15 protein-coding genes are annotated in these 20,803 nt (G+C 47.1%); 8 read left to right on the top strand and 7 right to left on the bottom strand.

Annotated features, from left to right (window positions below):
* Positions 1 to 17: 17 nt before the first annotated feature.
* Entirely contained in the window at positions 18 to 980 is a 963-nt protein-coding gene (locus ASG33_RS14375) for a CPBP family intramembrane glutamic endopeptidase (RefSeq protein ID WP_056286248.1), read from the bottom strand.
* A gap of 108 nt (positions 981 to 1,088) precedes the next feature.
* On the opposite strand from ASG33_RS14375, the gene dusB reads away from it, so the two are divergent.
* From dusB to frr, 4 genes are all read left to right on the top strand, one after another.
* Entirely contained in the window at positions 1,089 to 2,078 is a 990-nt protein-coding gene (gene dusB / locus ASG33_RS14380) for a tRNA dihydrouridine synthase DusB (RefSeq protein WP_056286251.1), read from the top strand.
* Positions 2,072 to 2,608, top strand: coding sequence for a biotin/lipoyl-containing protein (locus tag ASG33_RS14385; protein ID WP_056286253.1), 537 nt, complete (start codon positions 2,072 to 2,074; stop codon positions 2,606 to 2,608). Before dusB ends, ASG33_RS14385 begins: the two co-directional genes overlap by 7 nt.
* 62 nt (positions 2,609 to 2,670) lie before the next feature.
* Positions 2,671 to 3,390 (top strand): UMP kinase, encoded by a 720-nt coding sequence (gene pyrH / locus ASG33_RS14390; protein ID WP_056286255.1) that lies wholly within the window; start codon positions 2,671 to 2,673, stop codon positions 3,388 to 3,390.
* 24 nt (positions 3,391 to 3,414) lie between these two features.
* Positions 3,415 to 3,975 carry a ribosome recycling factor gene (gene frr, locus ASG33_RS14395; RefSeq protein WP_056286258.1) on the top strand — a complete coding sequence of 187 codons (561 nt, stop codon included), beginning with the start codon at positions 3,415 to 3,417 and terminating at the stop codon, positions 3,973 to 3,975.
* 60 nt (positions 3,976 to 4,035) lie between these two features.
* On the opposite strand, the gene ASG33_RS14400 is transcribed toward frr, so the two are convergent.
* Both ASG33_RS14400 and ASG33_RS14405 read right to left on the bottom strand, forming a co-directional pair.
* On the bottom strand, positions 4,036 to 5,028 hold the full coding sequence (locus ASG33_RS14400) for a UDP-glucuronic acid decarboxylase family protein (protein WP_056286260.1): 993 nt from the start codon (positions 5,026 to 5,028) through the stop codon (positions 4,036 to 4,038).
* 36 nt (positions 5,029 to 5,064) lie between these two features.
* Complete coding sequence (locus ASG33_RS14405; RefSeq protein WP_056286263.1) at positions 5,065 to 6,381, bottom strand: UDP-glucose/GDP-mannose dehydrogenase family protein; 1,317 nt, start codon at positions 6,379 to 6,381, stop codon at positions 5,065 to 5,067.
* Between the two features lie 211 nt (positions 6,382 to 6,592).
* Between ASG33_RS14405 and ASG33_RS14410 the strand changes: the two genes are divergently transcribed.
* The 3 genes from ASG33_RS14410 to ASG33_RS14420 all read left to right on the top strand — a co-directional run bounded on the left by ASG33_RS14410 (position 6,593) and on the right by ASG33_RS14420 (position 9,230).
* Complete coding sequence (locus tag ASG33_RS14410) at positions 6,593 to 7,759, top strand: acyl-CoA dehydrogenase family protein (protein WP_056286265.1); 1,167 nt, start codon at positions 6,593 to 6,595, stop codon at positions 7,757 to 7,759.
* A 123-nt stretch (positions 7,760 to 7,882) separates the two neighbouring features.
* Complete coding sequence (locus ASG33_RS14415) at positions 7,883 to 8,794, top strand: SPFH domain-containing protein (RefSeq protein ID WP_056286268.1); 912 nt, start codon at positions 7,883 to 7,885, stop codon at positions 8,792 to 8,794.
* Between the two features lies 1 nt (position 8,795).
* The gene (locus ASG33_RS14420) at positions 8,796 to 9,230 is read left to right on the top strand and encodes an NfeD family protein (RefSeq protein WP_056286271.1); all 435 of its coding nucleotides are present in this window, start codon (positions 8,796 to 8,798) and stop codon (positions 9,228 to 9,230) included.
* A 79-nt stretch (positions 9,231 to 9,309) separates the two neighbouring features.
* Here the strand turns inward: ASG33_RS14420 and pafA (ASG33_RS14425) are convergent, their stop codons facing one another.
* From pafA (ASG33_RS14425) to ASG33_RS14435, 3 genes are all read right to left on the bottom strand, one after another.
* Positions 9,310 to 10,959 (bottom strand): alkaline phosphatase PafA, encoded by a 1,650-nt coding sequence (pafA, locus tag ASG33_RS14425; RefSeq protein ID WP_056286274.1) that lies wholly within the window; start codon positions 10,957 to 10,959, stop codon positions 9,310 to 9,312.
* A gap of 60 nt (positions 10,960 to 11,019) precedes the next feature.
* Positions 11,020 to 12,690, bottom strand: a complete 1,671-nt coding sequence (gene pafA, locus ASG33_RS14430) for an alkaline phosphatase PafA (RefSeq protein ID WP_056286277.1) — start codon at positions 12,688 to 12,690, stop codon at positions 11,020 to 11,022.
* A gap of 120 nt (positions 12,691 to 12,810) precedes the next feature.
* Positions 12,811 to 15,594 carry a M16 family metallopeptidase gene (locus tag ASG33_RS14435; protein ID WP_409012523.1) on the bottom strand — a complete coding sequence of 928 codons (2,784 nt, stop codon included), beginning with the start codon at positions 15,592 to 15,594 and terminating at the stop codon, positions 12,811 to 12,813.
* Between the two features lie 153 nt (positions 15,595 to 15,747).
* Here ASG33_RS14435 and ASG33_RS14440 point away from each other — a divergent pair, with 153 nt between their 5' ends.
* Positions 15,748 to 16,140: a hypothetical protein gene (locus ASG33_RS14440; protein WP_056286283.1), complete on the top strand. Its 393-nt coding sequence runs from the start codon at positions 15,748 to 15,750 to the stop codon at positions 16,138 to 16,140.
* A 6-nt stretch (positions 16,141 to 16,146) separates the two neighbouring features.
* On the opposite strand, the gene ASG33_RS14445 is transcribed toward ASG33_RS14440, so the two are convergent.
* Positions 16,147 to 20,751: a translocation/assembly module TamB domain-containing protein gene (locus ASG33_RS14445; protein ID WP_056286285.1), complete on the bottom strand. Its 4,605-nt coding sequence runs from the start codon at positions 20,749 to 20,751 to the stop codon at positions 16,147 to 16,149.
* Between the last annotated feature and the right edge of the window lie 52 nt (positions 20,752 to 20,803).

The following is a 20,803-nucleotide window of genomic DNA, read 5'->3' on the forward strand; positions in this document are numbered from 1 at the left end:
TTGAAATATAGTTAAAATTATCCCCTTCGTCCCGAACCGGCCTCCGTCATGCCCAGCTGCCTGATATACCTGAGAATGCTCGCAGACAAAAACAGAGATACGGTAATCAGCAGCAGCGGCATTGATTTGGTCTCTTCTATGTTGATATCAATCATGCCCAGGTTGTGCAGGTACATCATCACCAGCACAAATCCATTATTTACAAAATGTGCCAGTACCGCAACCCAGAAGTTGCCCGTCCAGTAAAACAGGTAACCGAACAATGCGCCGAGCATCATTCTTGGTAAAAATCCATAAAACTGAAAATGGATCGCGCTGAAAATCGCGGCGGAAGCCCAGATCGCCACGTGTGGATTATTGGTTGCTTTGAGCAGTTTCGTTTGTATTACGCCACGAAAAAGCGCCTCCTCGCCTACTGCCGGCAGGAGCGTTACCACAAACAATGCGATCAGAAGCTGGCTGAATGTTTTATAGTTTGTTAAAAAGGCGGTCATTACCGAAAGCTGATCCTCCTTTTGCCGCATCCAGATTTCAAGCCCGGACAGTGCGTCCGGCAAATTCATGGCTGCATTCCACTCGATAAACTTGCTGTTGAGAGGAATAAATACAAGTACCAGCAAAAAAGCGAGCAGCCAGATAACAGGCGACGGATGCTGCCTGGTGTTGACCTCCCGTATTGGTTTTTTGTCTATATAAATCCAGAAAAGTACCGAAGGCAGCAGGTACGAGAAGAAATGTACGGTCCCCTGCAAAACCATTAATGCGTACCAACCGTTGTGAACTTTGGCAGGGGTAGTAATCAGTTGATTGAGAAGTACAGTTACACCTACCTGATCGGAAGAGAAAAACAGCGCGAGGATCACGACGGCCAGTATATTCCCTACTGCCATTCCGATGAGCACAAAACCGGTCAAAACCAACAAACTGCCCCACACAGTAGGTGCCCGGGAAACCACCAGATCCTGATTACTATTTTGCATAATTGGTGTAAATTTACAGTTTATTATGAATTTAAAAATAAACGCTTAACAAACAAGAGGGTTTAAACTGTTAAGTAAAATCGCCGTTTAAACGGCAATCAAACAGAAATGGTCAAGATAGGAAACATAGAACTGAGCGATTTCCCATTGCTTCTCGCGCCCATGGAAGATGTGAGTGATCCTCCTTTCAGGGCGGTGTGCAAGGAAAACGGGGCAGATCTGATGTATACAGAATTTGTATCGTCAGAAGGGCTGATCCGCGACGCAGCAAAAAGCGTGCAGAAACTCGATATTTTCGAATACGAGCGGCCAGTCGGCATTCAGCTTTTCGGCAGCGATGTAGAGACCATGGGATCCTGCGCCGAAATAGCATCGCGTGTAAATCCCGATCTGATTGATATTAATTATGGCTGTCCTGTCAAAAACGTGGCCTGCCGCGGCGCGGGTGCTGCATTGTTACAGGATGTGCCCAAGATGGTCAAGATGACCGAGGCGGTGATCAAATCAACGCATTTGCCGGTAACTGTGAAAACGAGGCTTGGCTGGGATGAAAATACCAAGAATGTGCAGGAAGTAGCAGAGCGGTTGCAGGATATCGGCATTAAAGCACTGTCGGTTCACGGCCGCACGCGCGTGCAGATGTACAAAGGCGAAGCCGACTGGTCACTGATTGCCAGGATCAAGGAAAATCCGCGCATCACGATTCCTATTTTCGGCAACGGAGATGTGGATACTCCCGAAAAGGCAGTCGAATACAAAAACCGCTTTGGTGTTGACGGTATCATGATCGGCCGCGCAACGATTGGAAATCCCTGGATCTTCAATGAGATCAAACACTATATGAAAACGGGTGAAAAGCTGGCCCCGCCTACGATGGAGCAGCGCGTGGATGTTTGCCGCCGTCACCTTGAATTTTCTATCCGCTGGAAAGGACCTGTGGCAGGTGTATTCGAAATGCGCCGTCACTATACCAACTATTTCAAAGGTTTGGATCATTTCAAACCCTACCGGATGCGGCTGGTGGAAGCAATGACTTTTGATGAACTTGATTTTATACTGAAAGAAATTGCCAACGATTACAGCGTGATGGTATGTTAAAAGTCTCGGTTGCCAACAATGCTTCAAATGGAAATACCCCGGATATCGGCGAAAACAGATCGGTAGCAATTGAAAAAAGCGGCGACGGTTGGCTGATCGGCGACAAACTCTTTGACGGAGATATCGTATCCATTGCCGAGGGTCGCTTTCATATCATCTGGAACAGCAAATCCTATAATGTTGAGATCCTGGAAAGGAATGCAGCGGAAAAATCTGCCCGGCTGCTGATCAACGGGGTGGAATATGTCACATCCGCCAAAGACCAGCTCGACCTGCTTTTAGAAGGAATGGGTCTTCAAAACACCGCTTCCCAGAAAATCAACAATATCAAAGCGCCTATGCCGGGGCTGATCCAGTCCATAGCCGTGGCCGAAGGTGACCATATCAGCAAGGGCGACCACCTGCTTGTACTGGTCGCGATGAAAATGGAAAATGTGATCAAATCATCCGGAAACGGCACAATCAAGTCATTGAAAGTAGCACCCGGCGAAATAGTTGAAAAAAACCAGGTATTATTGGAGTTTCAATAAATTACTTGGTATTCTGAACTCAGTCCGCTTATTTTTACGGCCGAAAACACCGATATCATACCATGCCCGAACCAAAATACAAACGTTTACTACTTAAACTAAGCGGTGAAGCGCTTAATGGTGGCGATAAGGCCCAGGTGATTGATTTCAACATTCTGGACAATTACGCAAAGGAAATCAAGAGGATTGCTGATGTCGGGGTTCAGATCGCGATCGTAATCGGGGGCGGCAATATTTTCCGCGGCGCTTCTGTTGAAAAGTCCGGGATTGACCGGGTCCAGGGCGACCACATGGGTATGCTGGCAACAGTTATCAATGGAATGGCGATCCAAAGCTCACTCGAAAAACACGGTATTCACACCCGCCTGATGTCCGCAATCAAAATGGAACAGGTTTGTGAACCATTGATCCGCCGCCGTGCGATTCGTCACCTTGAAAAAGGCCGGGTGGTTATTTTCGGGGCAGGAACAGGTAATCCATACTTCACGACTGACACCACGGCAGGTCTCCGCGCCATTGAATCCGAATCAGAGGTGGTTTTAAAGGGAACCCGTGTAGACGGTGTCTATACTGCGGATCCTGAAAAAGATCCTTTTGCCGTAAAGTATTCCACGCTGAGTTTCGACGAAGCATTGTCCAAGAACCTCAAAATAATGGACCTTACGGCTTTCACGCTTTGTAAGGAGAACAACCTGCCTATTATTGTTTTTGATATGAACAAACCCGGCAACCTGTACGATCTGGTGATGGGAGAAGAGGTAGGAACGCTTATATCCAACTAGCTGAACCGCATATTTTAAAAACCAATGGAAGAAATAGAATTATATCTTGACGACGCCAAGGATACCATGGAAGGCGCTATCAAACACCTCATCATCGAATTAGGTAAAATACGCGCTGGAAAAGCATCGCCACAAATGCTGGAAGGCCTTCAAATCGAATACTACGGTTCAATGACTCCTTTGCAGAATGTGGCTACCATCAACACGCCGGATGCAAGAACGATTGCGATCCGCCCTTTTGAAAAGAAGATCATCAATGAAATCGAAAAGGCTATCCGTAATGGCAACCTGGGATTTGCACCTTCAAATGATGGGGAAATGATCCGTATTTCGGTACCGCCGCTGAACGAGGAGCGCAGAAGAGAGCTGGTGAAACGTGCTAAAAACGAAATTGAAACAGCGAAGATCAACATTCGTAACATTCGCCAGGATGCTAATAACTCACTGAGAAAGCTGACGAAAGAAGGTGTTGCGGAGGATTTGGTTAAAATCAGCGAAGACCGTGTACAAAAGCTGACTGACGGCTACATTTCAAAAGTAGAGCAGATATTCAATGCAAAAGAAAAAGAGATCATGGAAGTGTAACCATTTTACCTGATCTACATAAATGAAAAAACCCGCTTGAAGCGGGTTTTTTCATTTGATCTATTTCGTGGCGCTGAATCCTTCGAAGCCGCGGTGATTGGATTCTTCGTAAAGCCGCTCGGTGGGCAGGTTACGGAAGTAATCGTAAGTAATGCGAAGTCCTTCTTCACGGGAAACTTTTGGCTCCCAGCCAAGTATCTCCTTTGCTTTGGTAATATCAGGCTGACGTTGTTTCGGATCGTCCTGTGGAAGCGGCTTGTAAACCACTTTCTGGTCAGTTCCGGTGAGCTTGATGATTTCCTCAGCGAACTGGCCGATTGTAATCTCACCAGGGTTACCAATGTTCACTGGCAAAGAATAATCGCTCATCAGCAAGCGGTAGATACCTTCTACCAGGTCATCCACATAACAGAAAGAGCGGGTCTGTGTTCCGTCTCCGAAAACAGTAATATCCTCGCCGCGAAGCGCCTGACCAATGAATGCAGGCAATACACGTCCGTCATTCAATCGCATTCTAGGACCATAAGTATTGAAAATACGTACGATCCTGGTTTCAAGCTCGTGGTAGCGGTGGTAAGCCATTGTAATTGCTTCCTGATACCTTTTCGCTTCATCGTAACAGCCTCTTGGACCAATCGGGTTTACGTGTCCCCAATAGTCTTCCGTTTGCGGATGCACGAGCGGGTCACCATATACTTCCGAAGTGGAAGCGATAATGAAACGCGCTTTCTTCACACGTGCAAGCCCAAGCAGGTTGTGGGTTCCCATCGCGCCTACTTTCAGCGTCTGGATTGGGATTTTCAGGTAATCGATCGGACTGGCCGGCGAAGCAAAATGCATAATGTAGTCCAGCTCGCCAGGAATGTGCACGTACTTGGTTACATCATGATGGTTGAATTCGAAATTCGGATCGGGCATCAAATGCTCAATATTCCGCATATCGCCTGTAATCAGGTTATCCATTCCGATCACATACATTCCCTCCTTTAAAAACCGTTCACAGAGATGTGAGCCTAAAAAACCTGCGGCCCCGGTGATTAATACACGTTTCATTAACAATGAGATAAGTTAAATTAAAATACTTCTTGATCAGGCTGGAACTACCTTTTCACGTCCGATGCTGTAATAAGTATAACCGTTTTCACGCATCTGATCCAACTCGTAAAGGTTTCTTCCGTCGAAAATTACCCGATTTTTTAACAACTTACCCATTTTATCAAACTCAGGTGTACGGAATTGCGGCCATTCTGTAAAAATTGCCAGTGCATCTGCATCGTCCAGCGCCGCATAAGGTGTGTGGCAGAAAGTAACCTTGTCTCCCAAAATACCTTTTACATTATTCATCGCCTCCGGATCGTACACAGTTACCTTCGCACCTGCTTCCAGTAGAGCTTCGATATTTTCAAGCGCCGGCGCCTCGCGGATATCGTCTGTGTATGGTTTGAAAGCCAATCCCCAGACTGCAATTGTTTTTCCTTTCAGGTCTCCTTCGAAATAATTCTCGATCATCGGAAGCAATTTCTTCTTCTGGTCGTCATTTACATCCATTACTGATTTCAGGATACGGAAGTCATAATTGAAATCCCTTGAAGTTTTGGCAAGCGCCTGAACGTCTTTCGGAAAGCAGCTTCCACCATATCCGATACCTGCAAAAAGGAAACGCTTTCCGATGCGGCTGTCCGTACCGATACCACGACGGATATCATCTACGTTTGCACCCACTTTCTCGCAAAGGTTAGCGATCTCATTCATGAAGGTAATTTTCATTGCCAGGAATGAGTTAGCCGCATATTTGGTCATCTCGGCCGAACGCTCGTCCATAAAGATTACCGGGTTACCTTGTCTTACCAATGGAGCGTATAGTTTCTCCATTACTTTCTTCGCTTTATCAGAAGTAGTACCAACCACAACGCGATCCGGCTTCATGAAATCCTCAACCGCAACACCTTCTCTTAAGAACTCAGGGTTGGATACCACGTCGAAATCAATTTTCGCATTTTTCGCAATCGCAGCACTTACCTTTTCGGCTGTTCCCACAGGAACTGTGCTTTTGTCAACGATTACTGCATATTGTTCCAGAATAGGGCCGAGATCGTCAGCAACTTTCAGGATATACTTCAAATCAGCGGATCCGTCTTCTCCCGGAGGTGTTGGCAAAGCGAGGAATATAACCTGCGCGCCTTTAATCCCTTCGGCAAGGTTAGTCGTAAATAGCAAGCGGCCTTCTGCGACATTGCGGTCGAAAAGCACATCAAGTCCTGGCTCATAAATGGGAATCTCTCCCTTTTGCAACCGTTCTACTTTTTTAACGTCAATGTCGACACAAGTCACCTGGTTGCCTGTTTCGGCGAAGCAGGTACCCGTAACCAAACCAACATAACCTGTTCCTACAACTGCGATTTTCATAAAATGTAAAAATTGTTATATAACGTATATCGTGAGCAAAATACTAATGCAATCTATTGTATTTATCTAAGTAATGCCAACGCAACCGGTTGCAAAAGTAATTTTTTTAAATGAATGTTCACCGCGGCCCTGCCGATTTGTTCGTTAGTGGTTAGTGAATTGAGCCAAATCTCGTTATCATTGGTAAATACAAATTTTAATAACAACACGCATGGACACACCTAATTGGGAGAGCACGCAGGCTGAAAGAGACGAAACCTGCCATTTAATAGAGGAAACAGTGGGGGATTTCGCCGCAATGCATATAAAACCCTATATAAGAACCTGGGATGAGCAGCAGCATTTCCCACGGGAATTGTTCCAAAACCTCGGCGAACTGGGTTTAATGGGCATGCTGGTACCCGAAGAATATGGAGGTTCCGGGCTAGGCTATCAGGAATATGTAACTGCCATTATTGCGCTCTCCAAAGTGGATCCGTCGGTTGGATTGTCAATGGCGGCGCACAATTCGCTTTGTACAAATCACATATTGATGTTTGGCAATGCATCCCAGAAATCGGCCTATTTACCGAAGCTTGCCACCGGCGAATTCGTCGGAGCGTGGGGCCTGACTGAGCCAAACACGGGTTCTGATGCTGGTAACATGCGCACGACAGCTGTAAGAAAGGGCGACGGATGGGTACTGAACGGTTCCAAAAATTTCATCACAAACGGAAAGACCGGTGATGTGGCCGTTGTAATTACCAGAACAGGCGAGCCCGGCGACAAACACGGCGCAACTGCATTCATTATCGAGCAGGGAACAACGGGATTTTCGGCCGGAAGAAAAGAAGATAAACTCGGCATGCGCTCTTCTGAAACGGTCGAGCTGATTTTTGAAGACTGCCACATTCCGGATTCACAACGTTTGGGCGAGATCGGCGACGGCTTTGTACAATCATTGAAAATACTCGACGGCGGAAGGATTTCCATTGCGGCCCTCTCGGTGGGTACCGCATTAGGCGCTTATGAAGCTGCACTCGCCTATTCCAAAGAACGCCGGCAATTCGGGAAGGCGATCTGTGATTTCCAGGCAATTGCATTCAAGCTCGCTGATATGCACACCGATATTCAGGCTTCTACATTACTCACATTTCATGCAGGCGCATTGAAAGATGCAGGCAAAAAAGTGACATTGGAGAGTTCTGTGGCCAAATACCATGCTTCTGAAACTGCAGTGAGGGTTGCTAACGAAGCCGTCCAGATATTCGGCGGCTACGGGTTTGTGAAGGATTACCCGGTTGAAAAGTTCTATCGCGATAGCAAGCTTTGTACCATTGGAGAAGGAACAAGTGAAATCCAGAAAATGGTAATTTCAAAAGAAATATTGAAAGATTAATATTTCTGTCACCACCTATCCTTTTATTAAACCGGCAGGCAAGTTTCTGCCGCGTTAATCAAAGAAGCATTGCAACCCTATCTGGTTATGGCTATTTTCGCAATAAACCTTAACTAAGTTGCTATGACTTCACTGATTGTATTGCTGGTCCTCGTCGTGCTGACTGTTTTGATGACGGTCAAGGTAGTTCCTCAACAAACTGCCTATATCCTGGAACGATTAGGTAAATTCTACGCAGTACTTCAACCCGGAATCAACTTTATCATCCCGTTTTTTGATCGGATAGCATATAAGTACACCCTCAAAGAATCGGCAATCGACATTCCCGAGCAGATATGTATCACACGCGATAACGTGCAGGTGCGCATGGATGGGGTAATCTTCATTCAGGTGATTGATCCGAAAAAGGCAGCTTATGGTATAGCAGACTATACTTTTGCGGTTATCCAACTTGCTCAGACCACCATGAGGAGCGAGATAGGAAAGCTGGATCTGGACAAAACATTTGAAGAAAGAATGACGATCAACCGGGCTGTTGTTGAATCAATCGATGAAGCGGCAACGGGCTGGGGTGTGAAGGTTTTACGATATGAAATCAAAAATATTACTCCTCCTCAAAGCGTACTGAATGCAATGGAAAAGCAAATGCAGGCTGAGCGCGAGCGCCGGGCTGTTATTCTGCAGTCAGACGGAGAAAAGCAGGCCGCCATCAATGTGGCTGAGGGACAAAAACAAAAGGTAGTATTGGAATCAGAAGGTTTGAGATTAAGGCAAATCAATGAAGCGGAAGGTGAAGCTGCTGCCCTGCGATCGGTCGCGGAAGCTACTGCAGAAAGTATCAGGCTAGTAGCAGAGGCGATCAAGACAGAAGGTGGATCGGAAGCGGTGCAGCTGAAAGTGGCCGAAAATTATGTGGAACAATTCGGTAAGCTGGCCAAAGCAGGAAATACACTGATTATCCCGGCCAACCTTGCTGATGTGGGATCCCTCATTGCCACAGCCTTAACAGTTGTCAAATCAGAACAGAAGAAATAGTATGGATTTGTCGCTGCCCCAAATATGGCTTATCGTTGGACTGGTGATGCTGCTTGCAGAACTGGTCAGCATTTTACTCGTATTCGTATTTTTTGCAATAGGTGCATTAACCACTTCATTACTCACGCTGCTCGGCGTTTTACCCACAACAGAAAGTCAGATTCTCGCATTCTCTGCCGTTTCCCTCGTTTCACTGCTGGTTCTCCGGAAACATGCCAGAAGGCTCCTAGACCGGACAGGCGATACAGGCTACACCGAGTTCATAGGCGAAACCGCGATGGTGATCAAAGATATCCCTTTGAATGGAGAAGGAAAGATATACTATCGGGGAGCTGAATGGAAAGCACTCGCCAGCAATCAAAACTCAATCCCTGCAGGCAGCAAAGTAGTTATCAAAAGAACAGAAGGAATTGTTCTGATTGTGGAGGAAAGCTAGGGGAACTTCGGCAGTCGGCTGTCAGCATCAGCTTTATTCGCAAAGCCGATAGCTGACAGCCGATAGCCGAAGTACATTTCTACTTCTTCAACGCCTCTTCCACCGCGGTTCCTACATTTCCGCTTCCTGGCAGAATGTGCAGTAGTGCGGCGATGGTGGGGGCGATGTCTGAAACGTGTGTTCTTCTTACCGTTTCGCCTTTATTGATTCCCCAGCCAAAAAGCACGAAGGGTACCTGGGTATCGTAGTTATAAGGAGTTCCGTGGGAAGTACCGGTTGCGGTTCCGTAAAACCAGCCAGGCTGCGAAAGCACCTGAATATCGCCGCTCCTTTTTGCATTGATATTATTTTTGTACAACTCGGCCTGATAAGTGTTCAAAGGCGCCTTGCCAATGTCGCTGAGATCAATTACATCTGCGATGCCGGGAACAGTCAATGCCGCCTCTCTTACTAGCTTCGAAACATCCGACACGCTGATTTTCTTTTTCCTCAACAATTCATGATCCAGGTACAGCTGGTTGTTATCAGTGCTGATCACATACTTACCTTCTCCAAATCCTTCATTCAATGCCTCAGTAACGGTTTTGGTAAGCAACTTGCGATCCACCAGTCCGGAAGGCAGCTTATGTTCTGCTGCAAAGCCGGGAACATCCACAACGCCGTGATCGGCCGTGAGGAATACAGTGTACTGGCCTTTTCCTACCCAGCTATCCAGAAAACTGAAAAGATCAGCAAATTCGCGGTCAAGGCGAAGGAAATCGTCCTGCTGCTCAATGGAGTTAGGCCCTACCCTGTGTCCTATTTTATCTGTTGAAGAAAAGCTGATCGCCAGGAAATCTGTATCTGCACCTTTACCCAACTTCTCTCCCTTGATTGCCTCTATCGCCATTTCTTTCGTGATCGTATTCCCCCAGGGGGTGTCGGTTACCACGCCAAAAGCGTCCCCTGCCAGACCAGCAAGTTCATAAGGGAAAACAGGCTTTTTCGCACCCGGCAATTTACCTTCCCAGGCTACGTCGTCCGGTGAGCTTTGTGTGTAGCTATCAGCAGGCAACAACAACTCCCAGCCTTTTTTCAAGTATTCCGAAGGCATTTTCCGCGCATTGTAATCCTTCACCCATTGCGGAAGGTCCTCCATGTAGAAGCTGCTGGTAACCCAGTTACCCGTTTTGGAATCAAACCAGTAAGCTGCATTTGCAGTGTGGCCGGCAGGCAAAATGGAGCCACGGTCTTTAATGGCGACGCCTATTGTTTTAGAACGAAAGTTAGTAGCAATGCGGAGCTGATCCGTAACAGTGCTTGTAAGCAAATTTCTCGGTGACATTTTGCCTACACTCCCTGTAGTGCTGCCCACTGTTTTCACAGTACTGTCTTCTACACAATATACCTCCTGTTTTTTAATGGGATCAAACCACTCATTTCCAACAATCCCATTGATCGCCGGAACAGAACCTGTGTAAACAGAAGCGTGGCCGGCCGCTGTAACTGTCAATGCGTAAGGATAATGATTATTCCGGCAGTTAAAACCTTCATTCATCATCCGCTTGAAACCACCTTCTGTATATTGATCGTAATACCGGTAAAGGTAATCGTACCGCATCTGGTCGACCACAATACCTACAACCAGTTTGGGGCGGGCAAGTGTTGCCGGCTTTGTTGCGGCACTTTTCTTGGCAGTTTGGGCATTTGCGCCCAATGCTACCAACAGGCAGAGAACTACTTTTTTCACACTATAAGGATTTAGATTAAACTATTATATAACTGAACTTCAACTTTCAGCCGCTTGATTCTACTTTTTCAATGCTTCTTCAACAGGGTTTCCGACATTTCCGCTTGGCGGCAAAATGTGCAGCAATGCAGCGATTGTCGGTGCGATATCGGCGATAGTGGTGCGTTTTAGAGTTTCGCCCTTGTTCACGCCCCAGCCATAAAGCAGGAAAGGAACGTGGGTATCGTAATTGTAAGGTGTGCCATGGTCAGTACCAGTACCAAAGCTGGAAGCAAACCAGCCCGGTTGGAGGATCAGCTGCAAATCCCCGCTGCGTTTTGCATTGATATTGTTCTTGTACAATTCAAGCTGGTAAGTGTTCAAAGGCGCCTTTCCGATATCCCGTAAGTTGATGATATCAGCTATTCCATCGGCAGACAAAACCGTATTTCGCAGCAGCTGATATGCATCTTCAACCGTGATTTTCTTTTCCTTCAAAACCGCCTTATTGAAATAGATCTGGTAGTTTTCGAATGCAGCGATGTAGTCCGCCTCTCCGTAAGCATCGTTCATTGCTTTGACAATGCTGCGCGTCAATGCAGTTGCGCTTAAAAGACCTGCGGGTAGTTTGTGCTCCTGCCAAAAAGCCGGAACGTCCATTGCGCCGTGATCGGCTGTCAGAAAAACGGTATAGTTGCCTTTGCCGGTCCAGGAATCCAGAAAATTGAAGAGCTCGGCAAACTCCATATCCAGTTTCAGGTAATTATCCTCCTGCTCCACGGAGTTGGGACCGAACATGTGACCGATGCGGTCGGGCGACGAAAAGCTCACTGCCAGGAAATCAGTATCCGCCCCTTTTCCTAAATTCTCCCCTTTAATCGCAGCGATCGCCATTTCTTTTGTCAACGTATTGCCCCAGGGCGAAGTTGTAACCGGACCGAATGCATCGCCTGCATTCCCGACAAGTTCGTGCGGGAAAGTGGTTTTATTATTGGAGGTGATCAAACCTTCCCAAACCACCTCATCCTTGCTGCTCTGGCTGTATTGATCAACCGGAAGAAGTGTTGACCAGCCTTTTCCGGCATATTCCGCTGGCTTCTTCAAGCTGTTATAGTCGGTAACCCATTTCGGCAATGCGGGCATATAGTAAGTGCTGGTTACGAAATTGCCCGTTTTTGAATCAAACCAGTATGCACCGCTCGCGGCGTGGCCGGCCGGTAAAATCGAAGCACGGTCTTTAATAGCCACACCTATCGTTTTTGAGCGGAAGTTGGTAGCGATGCGAAGCTGATCTGTTACGGTACTCACCAGTAAATTGCGCGGCGACATTTTTCCAACGGTAACATTACTGCTGCCAACAGTAGCGACTGTATTATCATCGGTACAATAAACCCCTTTTTGCGCTGCATTATCATACCATTCATTTCCAATGATCCCATTGATTGCCGGCATTGATCCCGTGTACACCGCAGAGTGTCCCGCCGCAGTTACCGTCAATGCATAATGGTAGTGGTTATTGCGACAGTTGAAACCTTCATTCATCAGCCTTTTCAATCCGCCTTCCTTGTACTTGTCGTAGTATCGGTACAGATAATCATAGCGCATCTGATCCACGACGATGCCTACTACCAGCTTTGGCCGGGCAAGTTTTGCAGGTTGTGGCGCTGTTTTCGACTTAGTCTGACCTTGTGCGGAATATTGGCTCATTCCTGCCAGAAAACATGCAAGAACAATGGCGTAGATTGATTTCATAAGAAGTGGGTTCGATACCGCTGATTTGTAGATAATGTCGCAAAGTTAAACATGTACACCTAGTAAAGCAGAAAACCGGCGCTTTTTGCTGCCGGTTTTCTGTTCAACTTTCAGGTTGCATTAGTTTTTCTCGCTTCCGCCCAGTTTACCCGGCGCGCCTTGATTGGGAGCTCCTTTTTTAGCTTTTTCAAAATCCCCTGCTTTAATAATGACAAGCTTGTTATAATCAATGTGCTTGTTAAATGCAGCTTTGATCTGCTCGGGAGTCAGCGCCTCAATCTTTTTCTCAAAATCCGCATCCCACTGCATGGTACGGTTGAGATAAAGGTTATTGGTCAGTGTGCTGGTCAGAGATGCATCCTGCGACCGTGCTACCTGACGCGATTGCAGGTAACCTGACTTGGCCGCCTTTAACTCTTCGGCTGTAAAACCTTCCTTCAACACCTTGTCAATTTCCTCTTTAAATGCAGCTTCAAGCTTCTCCGCATTCTCAGGCGCATAAATGGCGTAAGACATGAAAGTGCCGCTTTTGTCGAGCGAGCTGGCAGAGAATTGCGATCCTACACCATAGCTCAACCCGTCTTTCTGCCGGATGCGGGCTGCCAGGCGAGAGTTTAAAAATCCGCCTCCAAGCATGTAATTACCCATAATCAATGCGGGATAGTCAGGATCCGTGTCTTGCAGCGGCATTCCCATTCCAGCCACAAACATCGCATTTGCTTTGTCCGGCGTTTCAAGCGCCTTGTTTTCGGCTTTTACAGCCTGGTAAGGTGAAGCAATACGTGTAAATGGCTTCGCGCTTTTCCAGGTTCCGAATTCTGCATTGATGATCTTTTCCACCGCAGCTTTATCAAAGTCGCCCACCACCGTTGCAGATGCATTCCCTGCTCCGTAAAAATCCTTGTGAAACTGGCGGATATCTTCAATCTTAGCAGCTTTGACATTCGCAATATCTTCATCAAATGTACCTACGTAGCGGATATCGCTTTTAGGATAAGGGCTTGTAATGCGGCGGTACTGGTTAAATGCGATCGCCTGCGGCTCACTTTTCTGGGATTCAATGCCCGCAAGTTCTTCCTGTTTCAGTTTTTCAAATTCGCTTTCGTCAAATGCAGGTGTTTTCAAAACTTCGGCAACCAGCTTCAATACAGCCGGCAGGTTTTCCTTGGTTGTTTCAATGTTCGCACCTGCCTGGTTATTCGCGCCAAAGAAGCTGACACGCGCTTTCAGCTTGTCAAATTCGTCCTTGATCTGCTGACGCGTTTTGGTTTTTGTCCCCTTATCAAGCATCGATCCCGTCAGATCCGAAATCGTAGCCTTGTTCATCAGACTTTTTTCATCGCCATAGCGGAGCGTGATCCTGGCTGCTACCACATTACCGCGTGTTTTCTTGGGTAACAATGCAGTTTCAATGGTATTCGGCTTTTCAACTCTGGTTGTTCTCGATTCGATATTCATTGGAGAAGGATCAAATGCCTCTCCCTCGGCTACCACCGCTTCTCCTTTGTAGTTCTTCACAAGGTCTTCCACTTTGGGCGCCTCGGGAATTTCTGCGCGTACGGGTTTTGCATCCGGCGTAAATGTTCCTAATGTGCGGTTCGAAGGTTTGAAATAATACTGCGCAACCTTGAATACATCGTCAGGAGTTACTTTACGGATATTATCCCTGAACAAAAATGCAAGCCGCCAGTCGCCGGTGGCAATGGATTCGCTGATACTCAACCCTACCCTTTCAGAATTACGAAATTCCAGATCCCAGTTTTTCAGGATTGTGGTTTTAGCCCGCTCCACATCTTCGGCAGACGGTTTTAGCAATGCAGTTGAATCCAGGGTAGCCACAAAAGCCTGCCTCGCTTCGTCGAGGGATTTCTCTTTCAACACTTCGGCACCAAACAGCACAAAGCCCGGATCATACAACTGGAAGCTGAAACCGAATTCCGAAGAAGCTTTTTTGGTATCCACCAGGTTTTTATAAAGCCGCCCGTTCGGCTCTGTGGTGAGCAGCTCGGTCAGCACTTCCATAGCAGGATAATCAGCGTGCGAGCCTGGCATGATGTGGTACATTGCCATCAGCAACTGCACATCGCCTGTCCTTTTCAGTTCCACAAAACGCTCTCCGTCCTGAGTTGGCTCCACCGTATGCGATTTTGGCAAGGTACGTGCAGGTTTTGCTATTTTGCCAAAGTATTCGTTGACCATTGCCAGCGTTTTCGCCTCGTCGATTTTCCCCGCAACAGTTACAACCGCATTGTCGGGCTGGTAATATTTTTTGTAAAAAGCCTGCAAATTCTCGATCGGTACCTTCTCGATATCAGACCTGTTTCCAATCGTAGACTTCCCGTAGTTATGCCACAGGTATCCCGACGAAATCACCCGCTCCATCAATACATTAAACGGGCTGTTTTCCCCGGATTCAAATTCATTGCGCACCACGCTGAACTCACTGTCCAGATCCTTTTTGGCAATGAAAGAATTAACCATTCTGTCGGATTCCAGATCGAGCGCCCATTTCAGGTTCTCCTCGGTAGCTGAAAACGTTTCGAAATAGTTGGTTCTGTCGTACCAGGTAGTACCATTCGGGCGTGCGCCGTGTTCGGTGAGCTCCTGCGGGATATTCGGATGCTTGGGTGAACCTTTAAACACAAGGTGTTCCAGCAAATGCGCCATTCCCGTTTCGCCATATCCCTCGTGGCGAGAGCCCACCAGGTATGTAACATTCACGGTAATGGTCGGCTTGGAAGGATCGGGGAACATCAATACTTTCAATCCGTTTTCCAGGTTATACTCTGTGATACCTTCCACGGAGGTCACTTTCGTGACACCTTTGGGGAGGGTTTGTGCCAGCAATGGAGCCGACAGCAGCGTGGACAGCAGCAAGCCGACCACCTTTCTTTTAGAATTCATGACCATATCAGAGTGAATTGAATTAGATTTACAATGCTTGAAAATAATGCAGAATATTTCATGAAACAACGGCTTTCTGATAAAAGGTAAGAGGATCCGGTTGCAACATTTTGGCCACCTTTGTGTGTATATGTTTATTTCAAATCATTAAGAATGAAACCCTTTAAAGCAGCTTTTAGCATTATCAGTCTTTTATCAGCAGCCTTTTTGTCGAGCTGTTCCAGCGGCATTCCCATTTCTACCAACACCAAATATCCCATCGAGGTACTGTACGAAAATCAGACTGTCGACCGGCCTTATACGGAGATCGGCGTGGTTGAAATCAGCAGTGAGGATTCATTGACGAGAGAACAAACGCAGGACAGAAGAATGATGTACCGCGGCAACGATGCCAAAACAAAGGAGCTGCTGACTGCGCGGCTGGTGATGAAAGCCCAGAAAATCGGGGCCGACGCCATTATCCATGTACAGTACAAGTACTATACAAGTGCAAAAAGTGAGGGATATATGCTCAGCGGATTGGCTGTGCGGTATAGGGGAGAATAAGAGGGGTCAACGCGTCGAATTCTTCTCCGAAATCAGCTTCTTCGCAGTAGTATCCTGGCGGGTAGAATCAGCCGGGATCACGTAAGGTATCTTCACCGAAGGTTTCGGCATTGCATTGAACCGGTTAAAGCTGTGTGTAAACTGCATGCTCACCCCGCCAGTTGTCACTGTATTATTGAGAGAAAGTGGATTCTGAACATTCCGGTTGTAAGCTTTCACCCGCACTGAGCCCTGACTGTTGAGCCAGTATTCCAATGTCCATTCCCCCAAAAGGCTGGCTGCATCGTAGGCAGTAGTCCCCGTCTGACTTTGTGCGCCTGACGTAAACCGCCCGTCCCTGGTAACCCTGAAACGGTCATTCAGAAAACGATAGGAAAAGCGCAATTGCAGGTTATTCAATGCATTCTGGTCGAGGGAAAGCCCGGACACACCTACTTCCAGATTTTCATTGATACCCGAAGCCCATCGGCTGATCTGATTGGATACCAGCTCGCTGATGCTGCTTCCAAGGAAATTCTGGCTTCCTACTGTCGCCAGGCTACTCTCGGGAAGTAGCTGGTTAACCACGAGCAAACTGCTCACCTGCCGGCTCAGCTCCTGCTCATCAGATTTCAGCTTGTTCTGAAAAGCTTCCAGCTCGCCGCGGTACCTGTTGAGCGACGGATTGTCCAATATTTTCAAATCGTACCGGATCAGCGGCGACATCAACCTTTCCGAGAGGCCGATCGTCACCTCCACCGGGTACCTGCGCGACAATGCATCATTGTTGTTGGTACTGGAAGCACTTGTGTTAGGCAGCACGCCAGCCAGTGAAACCAGCTGGGTATAGCCCGCTTTTACGTCCAGAATAGCACCGTAAGGATCTCCTGACCACACAATCCGGCTGCCTGGCTTGATACTGAATTTCTTGTTAATTACATTCTGCAAGGTGAAGTTGTACTCTCCCCGCTCAATTTCGTAAGTACCCGCCATCGTGAAATCACCCTGGGTATCTATGTTCAGGTTCAATCGCCCCGATCCGTTTCCGCGCAGGATATCGCCTGTTTGCCGGTCGAAAATAATCTCGCAGGTTGCATCAGGAGTGAGATTGAAATTAAAATCCATTTTGATACCACCCGCAACCTGGCTCCGGGTAATGGAGTCCGCTTGTGTAGTGGTGCTTGTACTGTCGGGTTTGGGCATTTTGCTCACAAACTGGATATAATCCTGGGTAGCTACTTCTGTGGCACCATCGAGAGGAATGTAAATCTTGGTGCCTTTGTTGCTGGTTACATTTGCTTCAATATTCAGGTTGTCAATCGGCCCGAAAACTGCTACCGGCCCGGTAACATAAGCCGTTCCGTAAAACACATCGTTGTCTTTTACATTGGTATTTAAAATTTTGAAATTCCTCAGGTCCGCATTGAAGCCGAGCGAGAAGTACTTAAACCCGTCGTGAAAAACCCCGCCCCGCACTGCCGCCGTATTGCCATCAGTATCCGTCACAACCATGTTATTGACCGTGATTTCACTTTCGGTAAAATTGATCTTGTCATTGAAAGTAAACACCGATTGCAGGTAATCGAACTTCATCCTGCCCTGCTCCACCATCAATGATCCCGACAGCACAGGAGCGTCTACCTTACCTTTGATCAGCACGGTACCTTGCGCACGGCCGCCAATATCAGATACCAGCCCCTCGGCAAATGGTTCGAGTGCCTTAAAGTCAATATGGTTGAAAATTGCTTTGAGATCGAGCGTATTGTCCGTCAGTTTTGGTCTGTATGAACCTACAAGATTGAAAACCCGTCGCGCATTCTTACTAAGCTGTGCATCGATCTGCAACTCGCTTGTAATCTGGTCCCAGTCGCCGGTTCCCGACAAATTCCCGAATTCGTACTGTGCATAACCCAGACTTTCGATGTTAAAACTGGCGTCCAGGATCACGCTGTTATAAATATCTTTTACCCGCGCAGAACCGTCCATGATCCCGGCGAGCTTGGTATTCAGTACCGGATTAAGACTGTTTAACCGAAAATTCCTGATATCGAGCAGCATACTTTTTTCGGGATTCTCGGAAGCTATACCAGTCAAAAAGATGCGCTGCTTGCCGCTTACTAGCCCGACATTTGATAAGGTAATATCCCTGCCTACAATGGAAATCAGGCTTTGCGAAGGAACGCTCCATTCTTCGTCGAGCAGGTTCAGCTTTGAATCTTTAAACCCGATATCCAGACCTGCCGGCAAGAACCTGATCTCTCCCGCAAGATTAGCCTGGTTCGTACTTTTCACCTGATGCAATGCACCATTAAAATCGATATGGTCCTCATCCCAGGTGCCTTCAAATTCAAGCTTTTCAGTCGGAACAAGCACGCTCATCTGCTGCTTATCGGACGTGACCAGAATGGAGGCAAGTACCTCCGCATTGTTCACGAACTTGGATGTAGTTACATCCAGCTCTGACTTCACAAACTGATTAGTCCCGTACCGCAAAGTGTCTGAAACAGCATTTAAAGTCAGGATTGCTGTATTATCCATTCTAAAAACACCTTCCAGCCTGGCTCCTCTTGAAACGTAGATATCCGGACTTAAGAATGCCAGAAAGCGGGACAAATTCCTGGTTTCAAGCTCGTAATCTATCTGGTATCTTTTCTGAACAGATTGTACGGGCTTGCTGGCGTAGTATTGCTGGCGATTTGCCTGGTTCTCGAAAAAGTAAAGCTTGTATTCGTCCATTAACCTGTTCAGGTCGCTCCACGACTGGGTAGGCAGAAAATCTCCCTCTACTTTGGCGGTCAGAAATTCGCTTTCAAGCTTTAAAATCCTGTTTTCCTCCTCTTGTCTGGAAGAGAAAGTAAGCGTATCCATGACCAGGTTACGCTCCTGATTTGTCATCAACAAATAGGTATTCAGCAACCTGGCATCGCCGGTAAGTTCGTCAAATGTATTCCCCAACACATTTACATTCAGCTGGGTACGGAGCGTGATCGGTTCTTTGGAAAAACCTAATTGCGCCAGGTTTGCTCTTTCTACCACACCCTGCAAATCGAATGAATTTTGCGCCCTGGACAGGTCAAACTCTCCTTCCAGGTTCAAAACGAGGTTCGTATCCCTGGCACTCACAAGCCCATTGAAGTACTGGTTTTGCAAATTTCCTTTGAGACGAATGTTCCGGTAATCATAGTTCCTGAAACCTACCCTGCCTACCATTGCATTCATGTCCGTGGAAGCAAACCGCAATTCAAGTCCCCTACCGTAAATCTTGCCCGAAAAATCAAGCTGCTGCCAGGTTTCTTCTTCTTCCAGCAACTTCCCCAGCTCAAAACGATTGGTCTTCACCTCGCCCGAGTAAGTCGTCGTTTTCGGACCATCAATATGAAAAACAAGGTCGCCCGCGATTTCACCCATGGAAGAAGACGCATTTGCACCTACGGAAAAGTCTTCCAATGTACCCTTGAAATGCCCGTCGAGCAGCGTCAATCCGAATTTCTCGAGTTTCGGGTGCATATCCCATTCAGGATAATACTGCACAAGATCCGTCGGCTCTATCTTGGAAAGTGAAAGCCTGATATCCATTTGAACGCCATCAATCTTCGGTAAACCTTTGAACCCCAGATCTCCTACCAGCCTGCTGCTCTTCCCGAACCGCAGATCCGTGTTGGTAATCATGAAATCGTCGACCTTCCCGTTAAAATCCCCTGAAATATCCCAGCTCTCATTCAAAGCATCGATGTAACTGGAAAACAGTCCCAGATCGCGGGAATCAACGTGACTTCCTATCAAATGCCCTTTCATTCGGATCTTGTGATTGAAATCACCCAGTTCTCCCGAGCGGTTGTAAAAGAAAATTACCTCGTCTTTAAGCCGCGAATGCCCAATTTTCGCATCCAGCTCTTTCAATTCCATTTTCTTTTGACAAAACAAAAAGCGGGTATCCAGCTCATGCATTTCCAGGCCGGTTTGCATATCCACCGTTTTCAGGTTTTTGGCCAAAAATGAAATGGTATCTCCCTGAACGAGAAAGTTTTTCAGGTCGCCATAAAGATGTTGAAGCTTGAAATGCGAGTAGTCAAAAACCCTTTTCCGCCGGTCGCGCTTGCTTCTCGGATCGTCATAACTGAACGTTCCGTCTATCACCTTCGATTTGCCAATGATAAAAGGCGTGTTGTTTTCGGGTGCATTCGCGGGTCGGGGTACGGCGGGAGCAGTGAGCTCGTTTATTCTTTCAATAAATCCGTCAATATTGAGGTAACCCGACTCCGGCACGATGGCCAGCTGCACTTTGGGCTGAAACACATTTACTTCATCCAGGCGGATTTCGCGCGCGGCATTTTCAATAATATTGTGTAAATCCAGATTTACATCAATGCGGCCCACGTCGATCATGTCACGCTGGCTGCTATCCTTTACAGATACTCCTTCAAGCGATACAACATCAAACCATTTGATGTTAACTTTCTCAATAGTAATGGGATAGCCGAGTTTTGAAGAAACCCGGTCGGCAGCGGATTGTACTGCCCAGGTTTGTACCGAAGGAAGCTGTAATGCGATGGTAAGGATACCCAGCGCCAGAAGCGCGAAGATAATCACCACGGTCAAACCATTGCCTAACGCCTTCAGGAATTTAAACATATACAGCTTCGCAGGCGATACTGCTTATCTTGTTGTTAATGCTTAATTTTGT

The sequence above is a fragment of the Dyadobacter sp. Leaf189 genome (genome assembly GCF_001424405.1).
Lineage (GTDB): Bacteria > Bacteroidota > Bacteroidia > Cytophagales > Spirosomataceae > Dyadobacter.